Genomic DNA, 18,824 nt, shown 5'->3' with positions numbered 1-18,824 from the left:
TTGGCTAAATATACCGGCCATTCAAACAATTATGGGTTAGTGTTTCACTAACCCATTTTTTCTAAAACGTACTCTATAAAATCATGCTCCGACAACGGTTTACTAAAATAGTAACCTTGAATAAACTCAATATTTTTCTCTCTCGCATAATCAAGTTGCTCTAACGTTTCCACACCTTCCGCAACAACCGGCTTATTTAGGTTGGTCGCTAAAGACGCGATTGAGTTAAAAACGGTTTGTAGTTTGGTGTCGTCAACCACGTGTGTCACAAATGCCCTATCAATTTTTATCTCATCAAAACTCAAGCGGCAAAGATAACTCAAACTCGAAAAGCCGGTTCCAAAGTCATCAATAGAGACTTTAAAGCCGATGTTTTGCAGTTGCTTCAATACTTGATTTACATAATTAAAGTTGTCAATCAGCGCGGATTCTGTCAGTTCCAACTTGATATTTTCAGGCTCAATATGGGCGTTTTTAATTGCTAACGAAAGCTTACTAACAAAGTCAACATCCAGTATTTCAACCACACTGATGTTGAGCGCAAACAGAATTGTGGTGGTATCGACGCCTTTGTTTTCCAACTTAATGATCAACTCTTGCAGTTTTTTAACATTAAACTTAGTCAAAAGGCCGATGTCTCCGATTCTCTCAGCGATAGGAATGAACTCAACTGGTGAAACCATTTGCCCTTTGACCGTCCAACGAATCAAACACTCTGCCCCGGTTACTTGCTCGGTGAACGTGTCATGAACAGGCTGAAAGACAACATAAAATGACTCATTAAGATCACCTTGGGAAACCGCGGCTCTGAACTCATTTTCAAGATTGTTTTGATGTTCAATTTGCCTTGCTAAGTCTTCCTGGAACTCGGCTAAACGTACCCGCTCAGATAGCACATCCAGTATCGCCATTTCAGCTTTATTCAGGCTTTGCTCGTGAGAGTCCCCTTCTTTTTCAAGATAATACCCCAGTGCAACATTGCTAAAGAAATGCCGACCATTAAAATGAAAGGGGGCGTTCAACGCACGATAAAAACCTTCAACATCAAAAGCGGTATTAAAGGGAATGAAAATATTGAAGCTGTCGGTAGAATGTTTACTGCAAATAGCGTCGTCAATCTCAGTATTCACCCTGGCCAAAATCTCCATGAAAACAAGGTTTGCGACAGCTGTGCCCCAAATTTCATTGATTCTTTGGTAATTGCAAATTCGCACACAACACACCAGGCCAGTCGTGTATTCAGAATAAATCTTGGCTAGAAAGGCTTCGCGGTACAATAGCCCTGTATGAGGGTCCAACATGGATAGTTGTCGATTGAGTCTGCGTGTTGTCACCAACTCCCCTTGCTCTACCGCATGTAAGAGGCAAAGCTCGCCATGAAACATGACCGAAATCTTTATCCACTCGATATTTTTGTCGGGGTAGCTAATACCCACCTCGATTTCACACTTTTTTTGTTCCGATATGGACTGAGACACCATCGAGGCTAGATCAACACGCTTATATTCATCGTCCACAAAGCCAATATCTGCGTCAAAGACATGCCCCCCCACATCACATCGAAACAGAGCTTTGGCCTCATCCGATAGCGAATTAACCACTAAATCTTTACTAATAAGCACATAAGCTATTTTTAGATCCAAAAACTGCTCACTCAACCTATTCATTTAACCACCAATGCCTTTTGAACTTGATAAGGTAATGCATGCAGTGAAAACACACCTTGCACCCCACCTTTAGCAATCGCCTCTTTGGGCATACCAAAGACCAAACTGCTGTCTTCATCTTGAGCAAATGTGACCGCACCAGCTTGACACATCTCTACCATTCCTTGCGCTCCATCACTTCCCATTCCTGTAAGTATGACTCCAATGGCGTTATGCCCTGCGGCTTGCGCTGCCGAGCGAAATAGCACATCAACAGACGGCTTATGCCTAGAAACTAACGGCCCATCCTTTAATTCTAGATAATAATGACCAGAATGGCTGACCAATATTAAATGCATCCCTCCTTTGGCTATGTAAACCACGCCCGGGGTCAGTTTCATTTTATCTTTTGCTTCAACCACCTGGTGCCTCGTCTCATGGTTTAAACGCTGTGCAAAAGCCAAAGTAAATTTTGGAGGCATATGTTGAACAATAACAATAGGCGGGCTATTCACCGGGGTCTCTGTCAAAAACTGGAATATTGCTTCGGTTCCCCCAGTAGACGCCCCAATGACAATGACTCGATCATCAGACAGGACTTTATTAAACTCCGCTTTTAAGACGACATCTGCGGAGTTTTTTATTCGGTATGTTTGTTCGCTAAGGTACTTTAACTGCTTTACTTGAACGGCAGCAGCGCGCTTCAATGCTTTGATGATTGTGGATACTTGTTGCGAATGAAGAAAATCGGCAAGGTGACTTTGAGGCTTATTAATCACCTCTATTGCACCTGATGACAAAGCCTCCAAGCTCAACTCTACCTTCTCCTCGGTTTTAGAGGAACAAATCACCGTCGGGGTCGGGTGCGTTGACATTATCTGCTTCAAAAAAGAGATGCCATCCATTTTAGGCATCGCAATGTCGAGTAAAATCACATCGGGCCAGCACTTATTCATTTTTCTTAGAGCCAAAATTGGGTCTGGGGCCACGCCGATTAACTTTAGATCTTTATCGGCCTCAATAACCTCGCCAAGCACTTGCCGCATAACCGCTGAGTCATCTACGATGAATACTTTGTAGGGTGGTTTATTCATTGGCTACCTTTCTATAAATACAGTTGTCGACCAACTCAACGTTTGGGTTATCCCGTAAAATATTTTCGCTATGCCCCAAAAATAAAAGCCCATTTTGTTTCAGTGCATTGATGCTGTTTCTAACGATCAAGCGCTGTTTTTCGCTAGAGAAATAGATCAATATGTTTCTTAAAAAGATGACCTCATAAAGCGCCTCACCCACTGGTTTCAATAGGTTATGTGATTGAAAATGGCAGTGTTTTTTTAGTGCTGGAACCACCGTAAAATGATCCGAATACGCGCCGATTCCTTTTAAGCAATAGGCTCTCCGGTAGCGGGAGGGGATTTTCTCGGCGGCCGGTAGATCGTAGTGACACAATTTGGCCTGGCTAATGGCTAAGTCTGAAATATCGGTCCCTAACACAGACCAAGCTCCTTCCCCCAGGGTATCTTCTAACACCATAGCTAACGTATAGGCTTCCTCTCCTGTGGAGCACGCCGCACTCCATACATTGATGGGTTGCGTCAAGTGTGATGTTTCTAATAGCTCTCTCAATGCGAAAAATTGATATTCTTCTCTGAAAAACGAGGTTTCATGAGTTGTCATTTTATCAATGAATGTCCAGAACTCTCCTTTTTCACTTCGATCATCAAGGGACGCAAGATATTGCTCAAAATTCTGACACTGACTAGCATTAAGGCGCGATTGAAGTCGGTTTTCAACAATGCCACGTTTGTTATCCGCAAGATAGATGCCCGTATAGGACTCCACTAAGTTCTGAATATGATTGAAATGACGATCACTCAATGTTTTTGCCATGTTCATCATTCTCTATGCCCATAAGAAGATCTTTGGCTTTGAACTATCTCTTTGTTAATCGCCGCGCAATCCAAAAGAGCGGGCATATCTAAAATTGGCAACGTCAGGTTGTGTATTCGTATCATCTGCAATATGTATTGCTGCGGTACATGAGACCCAAAAGCGGGCGTGTTTGTTGCCATGCTCTCTGTCACAGCTTCAATCGAACGGACCCTATTGACAATCAAACCCAAGGTCACGACTTCATCGGTGACGCTATCGACATTTTGGTACAAGACGATGCAACTGTACTTGTCATAATCACGATACTGAGGTATTCCAAGCCTTGTGGCTGCATCGATAACAGGCACTACACTGCCTCGAACATTGATGACCCCATTGATGATATTTGAACACATGGGAACCGAGGTTATTTTACTCAGCTCAATAACCTCTTTGACAAAATGAATAGGAATCGCAAACGCTTCTTCACCGATGTCGACAAAAAGCTGTCCCATCTCATTTTGCTCGTGAATCTGGTGCTCGAATTGTTGAGTCAAAGCGGTTCCTCACTCTGCGTAACGTTGGAAGTATTTTCAGTTCTCTGTTGTATCAGCCACTCTTCTTGCCCTCTATTTAGCAGCTTGTCGACGTCCAAAATCGTGAGTAATCGAGTCTCCAACTTTGCCAACCCTTTAATCATTGGATTGGATAAACTGCCCGCCAAGTCCGGTATGACCTCCAGTGCACTGGCGTCGATTTCTATCACTTGAGTGACCAAATCCACTTTATTACCCACGGTGTACTTAATACCTTGGTGTTCTAGCTCGGTGACCACTACACAGGTTTTAGGTCCTGGTTTCATGGTCTCTTTACCTAAACATAATGAGAGCTCAAAAATCGGAAGCAGTTGACCTCGTAAATTCATGGCACCGTTGATGTAATGAGGTGCACCTGATATTGGCTCTACCTGAGGGTACTCCATGATTTCTTTGATCTTGGAGATAGGATAGGCAAAGAGGCTAGCCCCCAACTTAAACTCTAGGTACTTATCGTAATGAGGCGTTTCTGTTATGTTTTCACTCACGAGCCTCTCCTAATCCTTGAACGGGACATACCCTGCTTCGTAATTCTCTGATGGCGTAACCTGGGGATCCCTGTCGTGATTTCTATCCATGTTTCTATCGTAGGTGTTTCTATCGTTGTATCGATACGAGGTTTCCCTATCGCCCGTTAGTTTGAAAAAGCTGACCGTCTTTCTAATTTCTCGTGTCTTTTCTTGCACCATGACTGCCGTTGAAGCCAGTTCCTCAGAAGCGGACGCATTTTTTTGCGCAATCTCATCGAGTTGGGAAACCGTGCGATTTATTTCAGCCACGCTGGTACTTTGCTCTGTCGATGCCGCTGTAATCTCTTGGACAAGATCCGCCGTTTTTTGAATATTGGGTACCATACGATTGAGCATGTCACCAGCATGCTGGGCCACTTTGACACTATTGTCCGCTAGGGTACTGATCTCTTGCGCAGCGACTTGGCTTCTCTCTGCCAGTTTACGTACCTCGTCGGCCACAACAGCAAACCCTTTGCCATGCTCTCCGGCCCTAGCCGCTTCAATGGCCGCGTTCAATGCCAACAGATTGGTTTTATACGCGATGTCTTCAATGATGCCTATTTTCTGAGCTATTGCTGTCATTGCGTCAACAGTATCATTTACAGCCTGACCTCCTTCATTCGCCTCAGAGCTAGATTGTGTCGCGATACCATTAGTGACTTTTGAGTTTTCGGTGTTCATAGAAATAGAAGAGCTCATTTGATCCAAAGAAGCGCTGGTTTCTTCTACGCTTCCAGCGAGCTGGCTTGAAGTGCTGCTGAGCATCTGTGACGTTGTGGTCACTTCATTGGTACTGTGCGCAATAGACTCAACCGAACGTTGAATATCTAACAAGATGTTTTGTAATTTATCAATGAACCCATTGAAGCTTCGAGCTGTATTGCCCACTTCATCAGAGCCAAAATCCGGTATTCTTCTCGTTAAATCCCCTTCACCAGAACGTAAATCCTCGGCGGCTTCCGCCAGAGCTTTAATAGGAATGACGATACCTTTAATAAGAAATAGCGCAATAGCAAAAGCCAGTATCACAGCAAGCGCCAACAACCCCCAAACCAGAGAAATACTTTCTTTCGCAGCATTAATAAGCTCTTGGAGTGATTCTCCCCCCTGGGCTGTAGCAGTAATACTAATTTCATCTAGGATGGTCTCCAATTTTCGAAATATTTCGTGCTCAAGTTTGTCGATTTGAGCGGCCGCTTCGAGTTTGTCTCTCGGCCGATAGGTTTCAAATATGTTTTTCCCACCCCTATACAGTTCTAGGTACATTTGTTCGACTTGGCTCAAACTTTGTATCTCATTGGGTTTACGTTCTAACGGTTTTATCTGAGCCAGAAAATCAGCAAATGTGCGTGCTTCTCTTTCAAAAGCGACAACCGCCCCTATTTCCCCTCGCATATAGTTGTTGAGTGCTGACATCATATCGCCTTGCTCGTCAATCAACTCGAGATAGTAACGAACCCCAGGTAGATCATCATTGAGCACTTCATTAAAATCACCGCTTCTTCCTGCATCTTCCACCTCTTCTTCTTTTAAGGTATCAAGAAGTCGCTCTAGCGGTTCTGCAAACTCTTTAATCAAATAGTGATATTGTCTGCTAGCTTTACTCTCTAGGGTTGGATCAAACCGTTGAAAAACAAGCGTTTCCATATCTTCATAATAGCGATTAGACAGATCACTCAATTGCCCAATTAATGCTGGTTCAACAGAATTAAGCTTCTTTAGCTCTTCAAAAAACGTAACAAACTCCGTGTAATTAGCGAGAAAATCTTCTTTTTCTTCTGCTTCACCGGTTATGAATTCCAACACGTTCGAGTTCATATCACCCAATGCATCTAGCATATTCAATGAAAGAAACGCAGCAGGGATATCGGTTTGTCCAACGCTAATCGCATAGGATTCAATAGTTCGGTTCTTCATTTGAACCGAAATAGCGAGCACCAATAGCAGTAAGCCCATGGTGAACATAGCGATGATGATTTTATTCCTTATTGACAACATTCCTATCATGTCATTCTCCTCACCAGAGCTTGAAGCCTAATGACTAATTCCTAACGGCTAAGTCCTAACTGCTAAGTCCTAACTGCTAAGTCCTAACTGTTAAGTATAGATAACTAGGTTTACAAGCGCTGTTTACCCTCAGTTTCGTTACGACTCAGAATAATCTGAATCAATGCTAATACATCCAAGATTATGGCAACGTCGCCATTCCCTAATATCGTTGCACCACTGACTCCTCGCAGCCCTTCAAAAATCGGACCTAGAGGTTTAACCACCGTTTGATATTCACCGCTCAAGGTATCAACGATCAACCCCGCCCTGAACGAACCAAACTGAACAACAACCAAAGCTTCTTGTTCAAAAGTGCAACGTGATTCCACACCAAACCATTCACTCAATCGCATAATAGGCAACGTTGTATTCCTGAGATCGACAAATTTCTTGTGGCGAATCGCATCCTCTGTAGTTATTTCACTCAGCTCTAAACATTCGATAACGTTATCTAGAGGGATAACGTAATTGCTGCCAGAGACTTGGAACATAAAACCATCGATGATCGATAATGTTAAAGGAAGCCGAATGATGAAGCGTGAGCCTACCCCCAACTCGCTATCCATTTCGATCGTTCCTCGTAGCAGCTCGATATTTTGCTTAACGACGTCCATTCCGACACCACGACCAGAAAGGTCACTGACTTCACTCTTGGTCGAAAAGCCCGGTTCAAAAATCAGTCGCTGTAATTCAGAAGAGTTAAGCTCTTTAGGGGAATCAATGAGCCCCTTTTTAAGGGCAATAGACGCGATATTTTCTTCATTGAGCCCACGGCCATCATCTGACACCTCAATCACGATTGAGCCAGAGTCATGGTACGCATTCAGCCGAATCACTCCTGTGCGCGATTTGCCCGCGAGTTCTCTTTCGCCACACGCTTCAATGCCATGATCAATCGCGTTACGAATAAGATGAGTCAGAGGGTCACTGAGCTTTTCGACAAAAGTCTTATCGAGTTCGGTTTCCGCGCCAGTAATGATGAGCTCCACGTCTTTTCCAAGATCCGAAGCGCTGTCACGAATGATTCGCTTGTATTTTTTGAACGTATCGCCGATTTGAACCATTCTGAGCTGCAACGAGCTATCTCGTATACTTTCAACCAAGCGCTCCAACTGTGTCATCGCTTCAATCAGCATTTCGTTGCCCGTTTCATGGGCTAATAGATTGGTTCTAGCACCCGTGATCACCATCTCTCCCACTAAGTCGATCAACTGATCGAGCTTTTCTGCTTCCACACGCAGAGTCTTAGCAACGCCAACAGCCGGATGCTGTTTTTTAACGGCCGCTTTGATGACTTCTGAGGGAACATGCTGATGCTGCGTCAAGAGACTGCCTAGCAGTGGAGCTGGAGAATGAGAACCACCTAGCTGCTTTTGCATACTTAAACATTGATTGAGTTCATCTTGGTTTAACGCGCCGACCTCCACTAAGATTTCACCCAGTTTCCTAGACGAATCAGGTAATTGGTTAATGAGGTCGATATACGCGTTCACGTGTCCGTTAGGCGGAATAATAGTCAAGTCTGCGTCGTTGAGAATAAATTCAAATGCATCGAGAATCGCTTGACGAGTGGTTGAGGCAAGAAAGCGAATTTCAAACCCCAAATAGCACTGGCTCGGATCAAATGAACTTGCTGTATTCACCCCCTCATCCATAAGGTGCACGGAAACGAGCTCTCCCTGAGTGGAGAGGTAACGAATAAATGAGATGGGATCTAAACCATCTTTTAAAACATCAGGCGCTGGACGAAACGAAATATGCCAAATACCCTTTATTTCTTGTTCAATTGCTTGTTGTTCATCGTCAGGTTCGTCATCTGGCGATGTCGGCTGCGGAAGGTACTCTTTTATTTTCTGAGCGAGATTTTCTGATTTTAATGCAAGTTGATCCGGTGGGTTTGACCCGATGCTATCGATATGAATTTTAAGTACATCCGTCGATTCAATCACCAGTGAGATGATCTGTACATCAACGTTTAGGCTTTGGTCTCTTAACCTTTCCAGTAATGATTCAAGTAAGTGGCTAAAATCGACCAAATCATCTAGGCCAAAGAGCCCCGCACTGCCTTTGATGGTATGAACACCACGAAAGACCTCGTGCAACCACTCGATATCACACCCGATAGGCGAACTTTCGTTATCCAAAAGTAACTGTTCAATGTCACTGATCAGCTCTTCGGCTTCCGCAATAAATGTCGTTAACGCTTTATTGATATCAATGCTCATAAGCACCGCTTATTAATGCTGATTCTGGGCTTAATTCGAAGTGTTTGATGTTGAGTAATTGAATATAGCGCGAGACCGTTTGACTTAGCGGACAGATGGGGGCGATCGAATTAGGAGTGTTCGAATTAAGAGCAATGACATGAGACTGCTTGGTAAACCAAATCAGTAGCTGAAACCCTGCAGTATCTAACTCCTCGACAGCCGACGCATCCAATTGAATGAATTCATCTTTATCAATCAGTTCAAGTAAATCTTGGTGAACTTCACTCACTTCGTAAATGGTTAGCTCTTGCGGTAATACATATGAAAGAGAGAATTAAAAGTTAATACAAAATACAAAGTGAGTTATACAGTGGTAACGTATTGAAAATACATAAAAAAGATAACTTCTAGCCCTAAAATGAATTATTGAAGATTTTAGGGCTTTTATGAAGAGAGCATACTTAAGAGTTAAAACAGATCAACATTGTCCGTAGAATGATCTTTTAGTTATGCTTTTTTGCCCTCTGTAACACCCTAACCATTCGGCCTAGAAGCTGGAAACGACCTTCAAACTCCTTGCCAATAAAAAACGGTTCATATGCTGTGTTATCACTGGTGATACGATATCCGCCGCTAGCAAAGTCATACTGCACACGCTTTACCATCACTTCATCATCAATGCGAAGTACACATACACCGTCACGTGCCTGCTTCGGATCTTCTATTACTTCCACCAACATTAGATCTTCATCTAATAGGGTCGGCTCCATAGAGTCACCATAAACCTCCACAACGGTTAGGTGCTTACCGTTCAAGCCTTGCTTAATTAACCACTCTCTTGAGAACTCAAATTTTGCAACGGGGTTCTCTGATACCACTAAACATCCCGCCCCTGCACTCGCCTTAAAGTCATATTGAATAACTTCTACACTATCTTTGTGCATAGGTGACGCCGTAGGAAGGCTTTGCAAGCTACTTTCTCCATAGGCAAGCCAGTTAAGATCAACTCCTTCTAACTTGGCAATCGCAGCAATTACATCAAATGAAGGCGATGTCCCTTTTGTTAACCAGTTCCTTAAAGTATTAAAGGCTATTCCCCAGTCTGCCGCGGTTTGCCGAATACTTCTTCCTTTTAGCAACGTTTCTAAGCGCTCTTTCATCGTTGTTTTCTCATCTTTCAAAAAGAACGAGACTGACCCTTATTTGGTTCGTCATTCCTTTTGGAATTCAATCTTTAAAAAACAATGACTTATCAGGATTTGGTTCACTTATTCTCTTTCTTTTGAAAAGAATGCTTGAAATGAACCTTATTGTGATCAAGAATTAAGTCACCAACTTACTTTATGAACCACATCTTGCATTGTACGCATTAGGTTAGTTCATGAATTGATTTAAATAGGATATCAAATATGCCTGAAACAAGCACTGTATTTGAAAAAAATGCATTTGATATGGCTCGTGAGGACATCGTTGCTGCTCTTCATAAAAAAGGGTTAACACTACGAGCTTTATCCATTTTGAACGGATATAAACCGACAACACTAAATAATGCCCTCAATGGCCCATATGAAAAAGCTGAACAAATTATTGCTAAAGCTTTAGGTGTGGAGGTTAGAGATATTTGGCCTGAACGTGAAGCGAGACGTGAAAGAAAGCGAGATTTGAAAAAACGACTAGAGATGAAATGAGGTAGAAAATATGTGGTTGCTAGTAAAAGATTTAGTTGGCGCTCCATGCATGCCGAATACCTCTCAAAATGCTCGTTTAAAGCTGGATCGTCTGACTAAGTCCTCTCTAGGCCAAAAACGCAAACGCCAAGGCTCAAAAGCATTTGAATATCATATCGACTGCTTGCCAGAAGAAACTCGTTTGCACTTATTGCGTGAAATCGCAAAACAAAAGACAGAGCAAGCTGAGAGCAGTCGTCATGTTAATCAGGCGGTTACTCCTGCTTCCGATGAGCTATGGCTTGAGTACGAAGAAGCGACCGATAGCAAGAAAGCGTCAACCAAGCAGCGTTATGAGTTGTGTATGCGAGTTAAAGCGTACGTTGAGTCGGGTATCAGCATGCGTAAATCAATGAAGCGCGTAGCGGAAGAATCTGGAAGAACCTATTCCAAAATTGTGAGCTGGTTTTACAACATCCCAGGATTACAAACCAACAAGATCCCTGTGGAAGATTGGTTGCCAGCACTTCTCGATAGAATTGGCTCTCACGGTAAGCGAACTGCCCCTTTATCACCGGAAGCCTGGTCTATGTTTCAGGCCGATTATTTACGACCTGAGCAGCCCACCATCACCGAGTGTTATAACCGCATGGGCAAAGCCGCTAAACGTGAAGGTTGGAGTGTGCCTTGCCTTTCCACAATCCGAGAGCGCGTGAATACCGATATCCCCTATGAGCTTCAAGTGTATTGCCGAGGTGGCTTGTTTGCCGCCAAGCAAACATTAGTCCCTGCGCAGCGTCGCACACGAGTCGGTATGCATGCTATGCAGCGCGTATCGGGGGATGGTCATGAGTTTCGTATTCGCTGTCATATGGAAGATGGCACGGTGGTTCGTCCTACCGTTTGGGTATTCCAGGATGTTTATAGTTCGATGATTGTGGGTTACGCCATTGATATTACAGAGAATACCGAAATGCTAGGTATTGCTCTTTTCAATATGGTTTCAACGTTCAGCATTCCTGAAGTATTCGACCTTGACCGAGGTGCTGTAGCGTTAAGTGAAGCGATGACAGGCCGAACCTCACGCCCTAAAGCGACAGGCAAAGGCAAAGGCAAAGGCAAGTTAGAGCATAAGAAGTTTGATAACGCTGAGATTGAAGGCGCGATTACGGCTCTAGGTTCAAAAGTGAACTGGACTCGCGTTGAAGATGACAACGTAGGTCGTAAAGGTAACGCGCGAGCCAAACCTGTTGAGCGTTTGTTCCATTCTAAAGGTGGCATCGGTCAGTTTGAACGCCATCCCGCTTTTGCCGGAGCCTACGCAGGTGAATCCGCCACCAGCAAACCCGCGAATTACGGTGAAGCCACAGTACCTGTTGAGTTAGTGGTTGAGCTGTTTGCTGAGTGGGTGGCCGATTGGAATAGTCAGGAAGGCCGTCGCAGTGAAATGGCACGTGGCATTCATAGTTATAAGCAAGTGTTTGAGCAAAGTTACACCCAAATCCAAGTACGTAAACCCACCGCAACACAGTTGCGCTTGTGTCTGCACCGTACCCGAAAAAGTGTGAAGGTTCACGATGGCGGTTTAGTGGAATTAAACGCAGGGCGTTACAGCAAGCATTTGTCGAACCGTTACCGCAGCCCACTCTTATTCGAATATGTCGGTAAAAAGGTTCATCTTCGATTCAATCCTTACGACTTAACAGGTTGCGTGTATGCCTACAGCGAGCGTGGGGAATTCATAGGTGAGGTACCACTGTTTGCTGATGCAGCTTATGACTACTTAGGGGATGCACGTCGCCAAGAACTGCATCAAACCCAAGAAGTTGATCGAGCGGCTTGGTTGAAAGAGCAGATGCTTGGATTAACGAATGACGATCTTGCCCACTTAACGCGCAGCAATGAAAAGCCAGAGCCATTAGGCGGCATGGTACCGAGTATTACTGAAATGACGCCCGAGTTGGCAAGAACGCCAGAGCAGCATCAAATGAACCCAAGTGAATTTGAAGGCTTGCTCGAGAAGAAAGCGGTGGGCGCAGGTTTTGAACCCACGATGGATTTAGACGCATTAATGCAGCAATACGGGAAAGCAAAATGAACCATATTATTCAACAAGTCCTTGCCGTGAAAGTCAGTGAAAACCTCAGTAATCGTAAGATTGCCAAAGAGTCTGATATTGGCGAAGGCATTTTAAGTAAGTTACTTAATAACAAACCTTATACAGGCGACACCGAAACCCAACTTCATAAACTTGAAACCTGGTTGAATACACGGTGTACCCAAGTTGAAGAGTTCGCCGATACGTCACTTCAAGAGCCTGAGTTTTTGATGTTGCCAACGTCGGAAACCATTTGGAAGTTGATGGACTTGGCTCGTACGATGCGCCGCTGGTCGATGGTGTATGAAGGCTCAGGTATTGGCAAAACAGTCACTGCAGAAGAATATCAACGCAAACACAATAACGTCTGGATTGTGACCGCTTCAAACCTGTGTAAATCAGCACGTGCCATTCTCTCTGAGCTTTGTGAGCGCATGAATATCAAAGCCTCCAACATGACGGTCTACCGCATGCAAAAAGCGATAGCACAAGAGTTAGATGGCTCAAACGGGCTCATCATCATCGATGAAGCGCAATACCTTTCAGATGATGTATTGAATGGCTTGCGTATCTTAGCTGAGCGGAAGTGCGGCGTGTTCCTTCTTGGTAATGATGTAGTGCGTACTCGTATGAGCGCAGCTCGCTCTCAAGTCAACATGAACCCGATTTGGAGCCGAATGATACGACCAACCTGCATCAAAGTGACGTCAAACGGTGACATCAAAAGTTATATGCAGGCTTGGGGTATTCAAGACCAAGAGCTGTTTAAAGCGGCTTACGCCATTGTTCCGAAAACCACAGGGCAACTTAGAACGCTCGCAGACATGATCATGTTAGCCAGTTCGTCAGCATCCCGAAACCATGAGCCGTTGACACCGAAACACTTGGCTGCGGCTCACCACTACTTGAAAGAAAGCATAGGAGTGTAGCCATGACACTATTACTCAACACTACTGAGGTCGTAATGGCACTGTTGACTAAGCACCAGCCCTGTACGTGTAAGGCTCTTTGGCAACAACAAGTTGGACGTGACCGCCTTGCGCTCACCACCATTAAGAACCTGTTGATGCGTTTAAAAGCACATGGCGCAGTCACCGCTTGCGGGCAAGAAGGGAATGCGTACCTCTATCAACTGACAGGAACCTCACCTTATGCCCCGTGCATTACTTGCCGAGGAAAGACCCTGCAATGGCACTTACACCATGGTTATTGTAAGGATTGCAGACCCAAAACAGGCAAAGGCAACAACTCTCAGTTGGATGCAGAGTTTCAATTTTTACTCTCTCCTGCTTACCAGTTATTAAACCAAGTTCTACGTCCTTGGGAGGCAATATGAGTCGCAGAGAAACGGATGAATTTGTTTGGTTACGTGGCGGTCGAGTTGCCAGCCGTAAACCAAAAGGAAAAGGTGAATTGGTGATGAGTGATAGACCTTTATTAATTGTTGATACCGACATGGCTAAATTCGATATCAACATGAGCTGTCAAGGCATCGAGCGACACATGCAAGCCGTCAAGCTTAACCACAGCATTATTTATTGGGAGGCATAATGAAACAACAATCCAATCAAGACATTAAGCTCGAAGTGATTGTTCGCTTTGACCCAAAGAACCAAAACGGTATCGGAGAGTTCTCTATTGTCGATTATCGAGCAGAAGCATTGACACAAGTGGGATCACACACAGCCATCGCCGCTTATGGAGCAAAAGACACGGCTTACCAGGCCGTCAACCAATTTTTAAAACAACAGAACGAGCTTATTAAAGCTGACCATTTTGTAAAAACAGGAGCACCACAATGAACAAAACGACTCAACAACCAGAAGTAAAGCCAACTCGTCCAGTAGCACCAGATGGCTTTGTGTATAACGCGGAAGGCAACCTTATTGCACAGTGTAATATTCCGGCTCATGAATTGCGTAAAGATGCGTTCGTCACCAGTTTAGTTAAGCAGGTAAAAACGCATCAAAAACACCTGCAAGCCTTCAAAGAGAACCTGGTGAAAGCCTTTGAAGAGTTTCGAATTGAAATGCTAGAGAGCTACGGTACGAAACTGCATACCCGTGGGAATGGCGATAACGTGGCGATGTTTAGTTTTGATGGTAAGTACAAGATCACTTACAAAACCGCCAAACTGAAAACCCTTGGTCCTGAGCATGATGCAGCTCGTCAATTGGCGCGTGACTACTACAATAGCCAAAAAGACAAATTGCCGCATGATGTGTTAATCGCGGTTCAAGACTTCTTTGTGAACGATGCCTCTATTGCAAACACCATTAGCTTTATAGGCAAAGACTTCCAAGACGAAACATTGCGTAAGGCGCAGGAAGCGGCAAAAGAGTCACTGCTCATCATTGGTAGTAAGTCGTACTTCAACTTCTACGAACGCGATGATGAAGGCGAATATCAACAGGTTCACTTAAACTTCAGCAAGCTGTAAGGATGTCATCATGGATAAAGTGACTACTTTAATTGGGACTAGTGTCGATGATGCTAAAGGTTCACTGGAATGCATGCTTGCACATGATCCTCAAGAGGCAAAAATATTAGCCCAGAAAGCATTAGACCGTCTAGGTAAGCCGAGTGTGAAATGTGGAAATATGACTCGTATCTCTATGCTCAGAACCATCGTCCGCAAGGCAGATAAACAGTTACTCGCAACGAGTAAATAAACCCAATAACCAACCAATTAAATACAGGCAAGCGGCGCTCTACGCGAACCTGCTTTGGCTTCGCTTTGCCTGAATTTGGTGAAAGTCATAATTAAACGCAATTTAAAGGTGTTTCAAAATGAATATTCAGCACTTTAAGCATATCGAAAAAATCAAAAAACTATTGCGCTTGGCAAAATCAGCCAACGAACACGAAGCGGCTGCGGCAATGTCTCGCGCTCAAACGTTAATGCAGCAGTATGGTCTTTCGAATGAGAGTCCAGAGCTCAGTGATGTTTGTACTGGTGAAATTCAATCTAAGTTTAAAGCGAAAAAGCCTACGAACTACTTTGCTTGCCTTAGCTCTATGGTTGCTGAAGCTTTTGGATGCCGTGTACATTTCAACTGGAACGGGTTTAAAGGTGGATACGTTGTTGCGTTCACAGGGCACAACGAGCGACCCGATGTAGCATCCTATGCTTATGAAGTGTTAGAGCGACAACTTATCAAAGCACGTAAAGCGTTTATCTCGACGCTAAACAAGCGTATTAAGGCAAGCACTAAAACATCTCGATCCGATCTTTTCTGTGAAGGTTGGGTTGAGAGTGTAAGAGCCAAGGTCAAAGCATTTGTGCTTAGTGATGAAGAATCACAGCAACTTGCAACTTACATGAAGCAAGCTCATCCCGATCTAAGAACTGGTGATACACGTAAAGCTTCAATCAAGAATGCGAGAGGCGGAGCAGATGATGCGTTGTTGGCTGGTCATTTAGCTGGTAAAACCGCTAAATTGAACCATGGCGTTAGCGGACACGAGCAAGGTAAGCTCTCTATTTTATAACGCGCTTAATTTTTGTTAACTAGCCCACCTTTTATTGGTGGGCTTTTTGTTATTAATCAAGATTCATAGTAGTGTGCGATTGTCTTAAATTTAACACAAGGAGGCCAAATGGCCGCTCCACAACGCCCATTAGTTATCAATGAATCGATGCGTGATAGCATCGAAATTCATAATTTCATTTATCATATTTTACTCAAAGAAGCTGAAGAAGTAGATTACTTGAGCGAGGTTGTCTTGACTAATTCTCAAAAGTATTTTTTCAGAGATATGATAGCTGAAGCTTCAAGAGGGACCAAGTATGACTTCGTCGACCGCGAGCATGGTGATGTTGCGTTAAATTGTCAAAGCATTCTAGATGATAAAAGTAACGATAACTTTGTAGTATGTAGTGAAAAATTAGCTCACACTTTCAAAGCTCAACATGATAAGCGTATGGCAAATGGTATTGTAGTTGTCACTTGTTTCAGCATGGTAGTGAACACTGAACGTAAACGATTTATCGCGCTGTTAAAATTAGATTATCAGTCGGTGTTAAGACAAATTAGAGACCAAGAAAACCCCAAGAAAGTATCTTTTCAAGAAATCGCTGAGTCTTTGGTGGAAGATAAGTCTGCAATTCAGAAGCGTGCCGTTATTGATGTCGGTGATTCTTTCAACTGGGATGTTATCGCTGTCGAGCAAGGGAAGTCATCATCAAAGCAAGATACGGATGATGCTCTAGGTACGCACTTTAAGAATTTTTTAAACATAAAATTGAAAGAAAGTAGTTCGGCATTAACTCGAAGCGTTATTAGCCACTCCAAAGTATGGGCATCTAAACAGGAAGGGCTTTCGCCATCTGATGTAAAAGCCCGTGTTATTAATTATTTGGAGGCTAATGATGACCGTGTCGTAGCTCTTGATGATATCAGAGACATTGTTTGTATCTCCGATGATGAACAAGGCACCAATGACTTAAAGGTTAGTTTCAATAATTACATGGATGAAGTAAACTTAAGTGGAGCGTCTTTTACCTCTAGACCTCAAAGTATTCCTAAATCTGAGAAGAAAAACAAGTTACAAACCAATAAGCATGTAACAATCACTTGGGAAGGTGATATGAACAAAGCAGGTATCATACAAGAGCAGATAGGAGATACCGTTAAGATCGTAATAACGGCAAACCAAGTAGATGCAATCTATTAATCAGTTATGTCAGCTAGTAAATAAAATTGAAGGCCACGTAAACAAGAGCGAGAACACAACTTCGTTCTATGTTGAAGGGGCCTTTAATGATGCCTATGAAATCATCTATTCGATCGCAGAGCTTGCTATTTCAGAGGCTACTTTTCTGAAGGAGTTCATTACTCTGTTTGTCGACGCGGAACGCGTATGCATTCTTGATTATCCAGACTTCTGTGCAGAAGGACGCTACCCTGCTGAGTACAAATTAACCGTGGATACGAAAGATTTAGTGCAAAGCCACTTTTCAGGAAGTGGTGATATTAATGAATACTTATTTACGTCTATTGATGCGTTTCAAAAAAACCTATCGGAGCTAGGTCTGCTTACTCCTTTAAGTCAAGGGGCTCTTACTGAATCACGTAACACTCGCATTCACGTATGTGGTTTGGAAAATGCTTTTGGTGGTCCTCAACTGGCTGTCGTACCTGTGATAGGTAATCGAACTGACGAACCTGATTGGTTGGCGGGTAGTCTTTTACCATCACAAGAAAAATTACTGAAACAAGTTCATATAGTTTCAAAAGAGAATATTCAACTTGACCCTAAGAGTGTCCAGCTCTCGTGGGGAGATTATTCTCAGGACATAGCACTGCCTTTTCGTTTAGCTTATGCTCAGCACTTATTAGTTTCATTGAGTAATGTTTTTTACTCAGTAGATAAGGTTCACTTTAAAGGGGTTAAACACATAGAAGCCTCAATCTGTAATGTAGGTAATAATAACATTACGATTGATTGGTTAAATGCACTACAACAGTCTGTGATGTGGTGCTTTAGTATGGAAGATCCTGATGTTCCAATTCAATTGTTTATTGACCGTTTGACCCTTGAATACAATGGCCATAGTTTGTTGAATATAAGTTCAGGATCTTTAATCAGTTGCTTGGAGCAAGCAAAAAACAACTATAAATATGTTGTTGCTAAAAGAAGTGATGACTATAGGAAAGAATTAAAAGACATTTATTCTGACATAAAAACAGTTACGGATAAGTTTGCAGAAAAAGCAGCGTCTCTATCGGGAGAGTTACTCAAGTCACTCATGGCTATTGCTTTTGTATTTACTGTCGGAACAATGTCAAAAGCGATCGTTTTAGGTGAGCTTCTACATTCAAAAGAAAGTCATATATTGTTCAAAATCATTGCTTTATATCTGATTTTTAGCTTTATTATTCGATGGCTCAACGCTAGCTCTGAGCTCAAAGTTGCAGAACAAGCTCTTAATAGTTGGTCAAAAAAACTTCATAACCATATATCAACCCAAGATGTACAAGACTTAATTGACTCTCACACCAGGTGGTCTAAGTATTTTTATTACGCTTCATTAGCCATCGTGACTGGGGTGCAGGGTACTATTGCAATAGCTGCTTTTTATATCGAAGGGGTATTGTGGTACTTTAATTTATAGTTAACCGCCTTCGGGCGGTTTTCTTTTATCTATTCTCAAGTTTTTCTTACAAACGC

Annotated in this window: 19 protein-coding genes and 1 pseudogene; 11 read left to right on the top strand and 9 right to left on the bottom strand. The window is 43.2% G+C overall.

All coding sequences use genetic code 11. The features are described 5' to 3' along the window. Window positions 1-47: 47 nt before the first annotated feature. From QF117_RS12440 to QF117_RS12400, 9 genes and pseudogenes are all read right to left on the bottom strand, one after another. A complete protein-coding gene (locus QF117_RS12440; RefSeq protein WP_282389208.1) occupies window positions 48-1,667 on the bottom strand; it encodes a bifunctional diguanylate cyclase/phosphodiesterase in 1,620 nt (539 codons plus the stop codon). Continuing rightward, entirely contained in the window at window positions 1,664-2,740 is a 1,077-nt protein-coding gene (locus tag QF117_RS12435) for a chemotaxis response regulator protein-glutamate methylesterase (protein WP_282389207.1), read from the bottom strand. Before QF117_RS12435 ends, QF117_RS12440 begins: the two co-directional genes overlap by 4 nt. Beyond that, window positions 2,733-3,539 (bottom strand): protein-glutamate O-methyltransferase CheR, encoded by an 807-nt coding sequence (locus QF117_RS12430; RefSeq protein ID WP_282389206.1) that lies wholly within the window; start codon window positions 3,537-3,539, stop codon window positions 2,733-2,735. Before QF117_RS12430 ends, QF117_RS12435 begins: the two co-directional genes overlap by 8 nt. 5 nt (window positions 3,540-3,544) lie before the next feature. Continuing rightward, window positions 3,545-4,078, bottom strand: coding sequence for a chemotaxis protein CheW (locus tag QF117_RS12425; RefSeq protein ID WP_282389205.1), 534 nt, complete (start codon window positions 4,076-4,078; stop codon window positions 3,545-3,547). Then, window positions 4,075-4,605 carry a chemotaxis protein CheW gene (locus tag QF117_RS12420; protein WP_282389204.1) on the bottom strand — a complete coding sequence of 177 codons (531 nt, stop codon included), beginning with the start codon at window positions 4,603-4,605 and terminating at the stop codon, window positions 4,075-4,077. Before QF117_RS12420 ends, QF117_RS12425 begins: the two co-directional genes overlap by 4 nt. Before the next feature lie 9 nt (window positions 4,606-4,614). Further along, the gene (locus QF117_RS12415; RefSeq protein WP_282389203.1) at window positions 4,615-6,636 is read right to left on the bottom strand and encodes a methyl-accepting chemotaxis protein; all 2,022 of its coding nucleotides are present in this window, start codon (window positions 6,634-6,636) and stop codon (window positions 4,615-4,617) included. Between the two features lie 110 nt (window positions 6,637-6,746). Further along, complete coding sequence (locus QF117_RS12410) at window positions 6,747-8,903, bottom strand: chemotaxis protein CheA (RefSeq protein ID WP_282389202.1); 2,157 nt, start codon at window positions 8,901-8,903, stop codon at window positions 6,747-6,749. Then, a pseudogene (locus tag QF117_RS12405) lies at window positions 8,893-9,189 on the bottom strand (STAS domain-containing protein); the annotation flags it as partial. The pseudogene QF117_RS12405 and the gene QF117_RS12410, both read right to left, overlap by 11 nt. A 199-nt stretch (window positions 9,190-9,388) precedes the next feature. Further along, window positions 9,389-10,045, bottom strand: coding sequence for a S24 family peptidase (locus QF117_RS12400; protein WP_282389201.1), 657 nt, complete (start codon window positions 10,043-10,045; stop codon window positions 9,389-9,391). Between the two features lie 249 nt (window positions 10,046-10,294). Here QF117_RS12400 and QF117_RS12395 point away from each other — a divergent pair, with 249 nt between their 5' ends. The 11 genes from QF117_RS12395 to QF117_RS12345 all read left to right on the top strand — a co-directional run bounded on the left by QF117_RS12395 (window position 10,295) and on the right by QF117_RS12345 (window position 18,768). After that, window positions 10,295-10,573 (top strand): helix-turn-helix transcriptional regulator, encoded by a 279-nt coding sequence (locus QF117_RS12395; RefSeq protein WP_282389200.1) that lies wholly within the window; start codon window positions 10,295-10,297, stop codon window positions 10,571-10,573. Window positions 10,574-10,583: 10 nt separating this feature from the next. Continuing rightward, the gene (locus QF117_RS12390; RefSeq protein WP_282389199.1) at window positions 10,584-12,650 is read left to right on the top strand and encodes a transposase domain-containing protein; all 2,067 of its coding nucleotides are present in this window, start codon (window positions 10,584-10,586) and stop codon (window positions 12,648-12,650) included. After that, a complete protein-coding gene (locus tag QF117_RS12385) occupies window positions 12,647-13,579 on the top strand; it encodes an AAA family ATPase (RefSeq protein WP_132784989.1) in 933 nt (310 codons plus the stop codon). The genes QF117_RS12390 and QF117_RS12385 overlap by 4 nt, the downstream gene beginning before the upstream one ends. 2 nt (window positions 13,580-13,581) lie before the next feature. Further along, window positions 13,582-13,986, top strand: coding sequence for a BlaI/MecI/CopY family transcriptional regulator (locus tag QF117_RS12380; protein ID WP_282389198.1), 405 nt, complete (start codon window positions 13,582-13,584; stop codon window positions 13,984-13,986). After that, window positions 13,983-14,201 carry a hypothetical protein gene (locus QF117_RS12375; RefSeq protein ID WP_282389197.1) on the top strand — a complete coding sequence of 73 codons (219 nt, stop codon included), beginning with the start codon at window positions 13,983-13,985 and terminating at the stop codon, window positions 14,199-14,201. Before QF117_RS12380 ends, QF117_RS12375 begins: the two co-directional genes overlap by 4 nt. Next, on the top strand, window positions 14,201-14,452 hold the full coding sequence (locus QF117_RS12370; RefSeq protein ID WP_282389196.1) for a hypothetical protein: 252 nt from the start codon (window positions 14,201-14,203) through the stop codon (window positions 14,450-14,452). Before QF117_RS12375 ends, QF117_RS12370 begins: the two co-directional genes overlap by 1 nt. Further along, on the top strand, window positions 14,449-15,090 hold the full coding sequence (locus QF117_RS12365) for a DUF3164 family protein (protein WP_282389195.1): 642 nt from the start codon (window positions 14,449-14,451) through the stop codon (window positions 15,088-15,090). Before QF117_RS12370 ends, QF117_RS12365 begins: the two co-directional genes overlap by 4 nt. A 10-nt stretch (window positions 15,091-15,100) precedes the next feature. After that, entirely contained in the window at window positions 15,101-15,322 is a 222-nt protein-coding gene (locus tag QF117_RS12360; RefSeq protein ID WP_282389194.1) for a hypothetical protein, read from the top strand. Window positions 15,323-15,440: 118 nt separating this feature from the next. Further along, window positions 15,441-16,142 carry a DUF2786 domain-containing protein gene (locus QF117_RS12355; protein ID WP_282389193.1) on the top strand — a complete coding sequence of 234 codons (702 nt, stop codon included), beginning with the start codon at window positions 15,441-15,443 and terminating at the stop codon, window positions 16,140-16,142. Window positions 16,143-16,250: 108 nt separating this feature from the next. Further along, window positions 16,251-17,327 (top strand): hypothetical protein, encoded by a 1,077-nt coding sequence (locus tag QF117_RS12350; RefSeq protein ID WP_282389192.1) that lies wholly within the window; start codon window positions 16,251-16,253, stop codon window positions 17,325-17,327. Further along, a complete protein-coding gene (locus tag QF117_RS12345) occupies window positions 17,314-18,768 on the top strand; it encodes a hypothetical protein (protein ID WP_282389191.1) in 1,455 nt (484 codons plus the stop codon). Before QF117_RS12350 ends, QF117_RS12345 begins: the two co-directional genes overlap by 14 nt. The last annotated feature ends 56 nt before the right edge of the window (window positions 18,769-18,824 follow it).

Source organism: Vibrio sp. YMD68 (assembly GCF_029958905.1).
GTDB lineage: Bacteria > Pseudomonadota > Gammaproteobacteria > Enterobacterales > Vibrionaceae > Vibrio.
Note: the sequence above shows the minus strand (reverse complement) of the source record. Positions and strands in the feature narration are given on the sequence as shown.

What these genes read in the sequence shown, in the direction of transcription:
- QF117_RS12440 (WP_282389208.1), bottom strand. Translation starts at nt 1,667, where the DNA reads ATGAATAGGTTGAGTGAGCAGTTTTTGGATCTAAAAATAGCTTATGTG.
- QF117_RS12435 (WP_282389207.1), bottom strand. Translation starts at nt 2,740, where the DNA reads ATGAATAAACCACCCTACAAAGTATTCATCGTAGATGACTCAGCGGTT.
- QF117_RS12430 (WP_282389206.1), bottom strand. Translation starts at nt 3,539, where the DNA reads ATGGCAAAAACATTGAGTGATCGTCATTTCAATCATATTCAGAACTTA.
- QF117_RS12415 (WP_282389203.1), bottom strand. Translation starts at nt 6,636, where the DNA reads ATGATAGGAATGTTGTCAATAAGGAATAAAATCATCATCGCTATGTTC.
- QF117_RS12410 (WP_282389202.1), bottom strand. Translation starts at nt 8,903, where the DNA reads ATGAGCATTGATATCAATAAAGCGTTAACGACATTTATTGCGGAAGCC.
- QF117_RS12400 (WP_282389201.1), bottom strand. Translation starts at nt 10,045, where the DNA reads ATGAAAGAGCGCTTAGAAACGTTGCTAAAAGGAAGAAGTATTCGGCAA.
- QF117_RS12395 (WP_282389200.1), top strand. Translation starts at nt 10,295, where the DNA reads ATGCCTGAAACAAGCACTGTATTTGAAAAAAATGCATTTGATATGGCT.
- QF117_RS12390 (WP_282389199.1), top strand. Translation starts at nt 10,584, where the DNA reads ATGTGGTTGCTAGTAAAAGATTTAGTTGGCGCTCCATGCATGCCGAAT.
- QF117_RS12385 (WP_132784989.1), top strand. Translation starts at nt 12,647, where the DNA reads ATGAACCATATTATTCAACAAGTCCTTGCCGTGAAAGTCAGTGAAAAC.
- QF117_RS12380 (WP_282389198.1), top strand. Translation starts at nt 13,582, where the DNA reads ATGACACTATTACTCAACACTACTGAGGTCGTAATGGCACTGTTGACT.
- QF117_RS12375 (WP_282389197.1), top strand. Translation starts at nt 13,983, where the DNA reads ATGAGTCGCAGAGAAACGGATGAATTTGTTTGGTTACGTGGCGGTCGA.
- QF117_RS12370 (WP_282389196.1), top strand. Translation starts at nt 14,201, where the DNA reads ATGAAACAACAATCCAATCAAGACATTAAGCTCGAAGTGATTGTTCGC.
- QF117_RS12365 (WP_282389195.1), top strand. Translation starts at nt 14,449, where the DNA reads ATGAACAAAACGACTCAACAACCAGAAGTAAAGCCAACTCGTCCAGTA.
- QF117_RS12360 (WP_282389194.1), top strand. Translation starts at nt 15,101, where the DNA reads ATGGATAAAGTGACTACTTTAATTGGGACTAGTGTCGATGATGCTAAA.
- QF117_RS12355 (WP_282389193.1), top strand. Translation starts at nt 15,441, where the DNA reads ATGAATATTCAGCACTTTAAGCATATCGAAAAAATCAAAAAACTATTG.
- QF117_RS12350 (WP_282389192.1), top strand. Translation starts at nt 16,251, where the DNA reads ATGGCCGCTCCACAACGCCCATTAGTTATCAATGAATCGATGCGTGAT.
- QF117_RS12345 (WP_282389191.1), top strand. Translation starts at nt 17,314, where the DNA reads ATGCAATCTATTAATCAGTTATGTCAGCTAGTAAATAAAATTGAAGGC.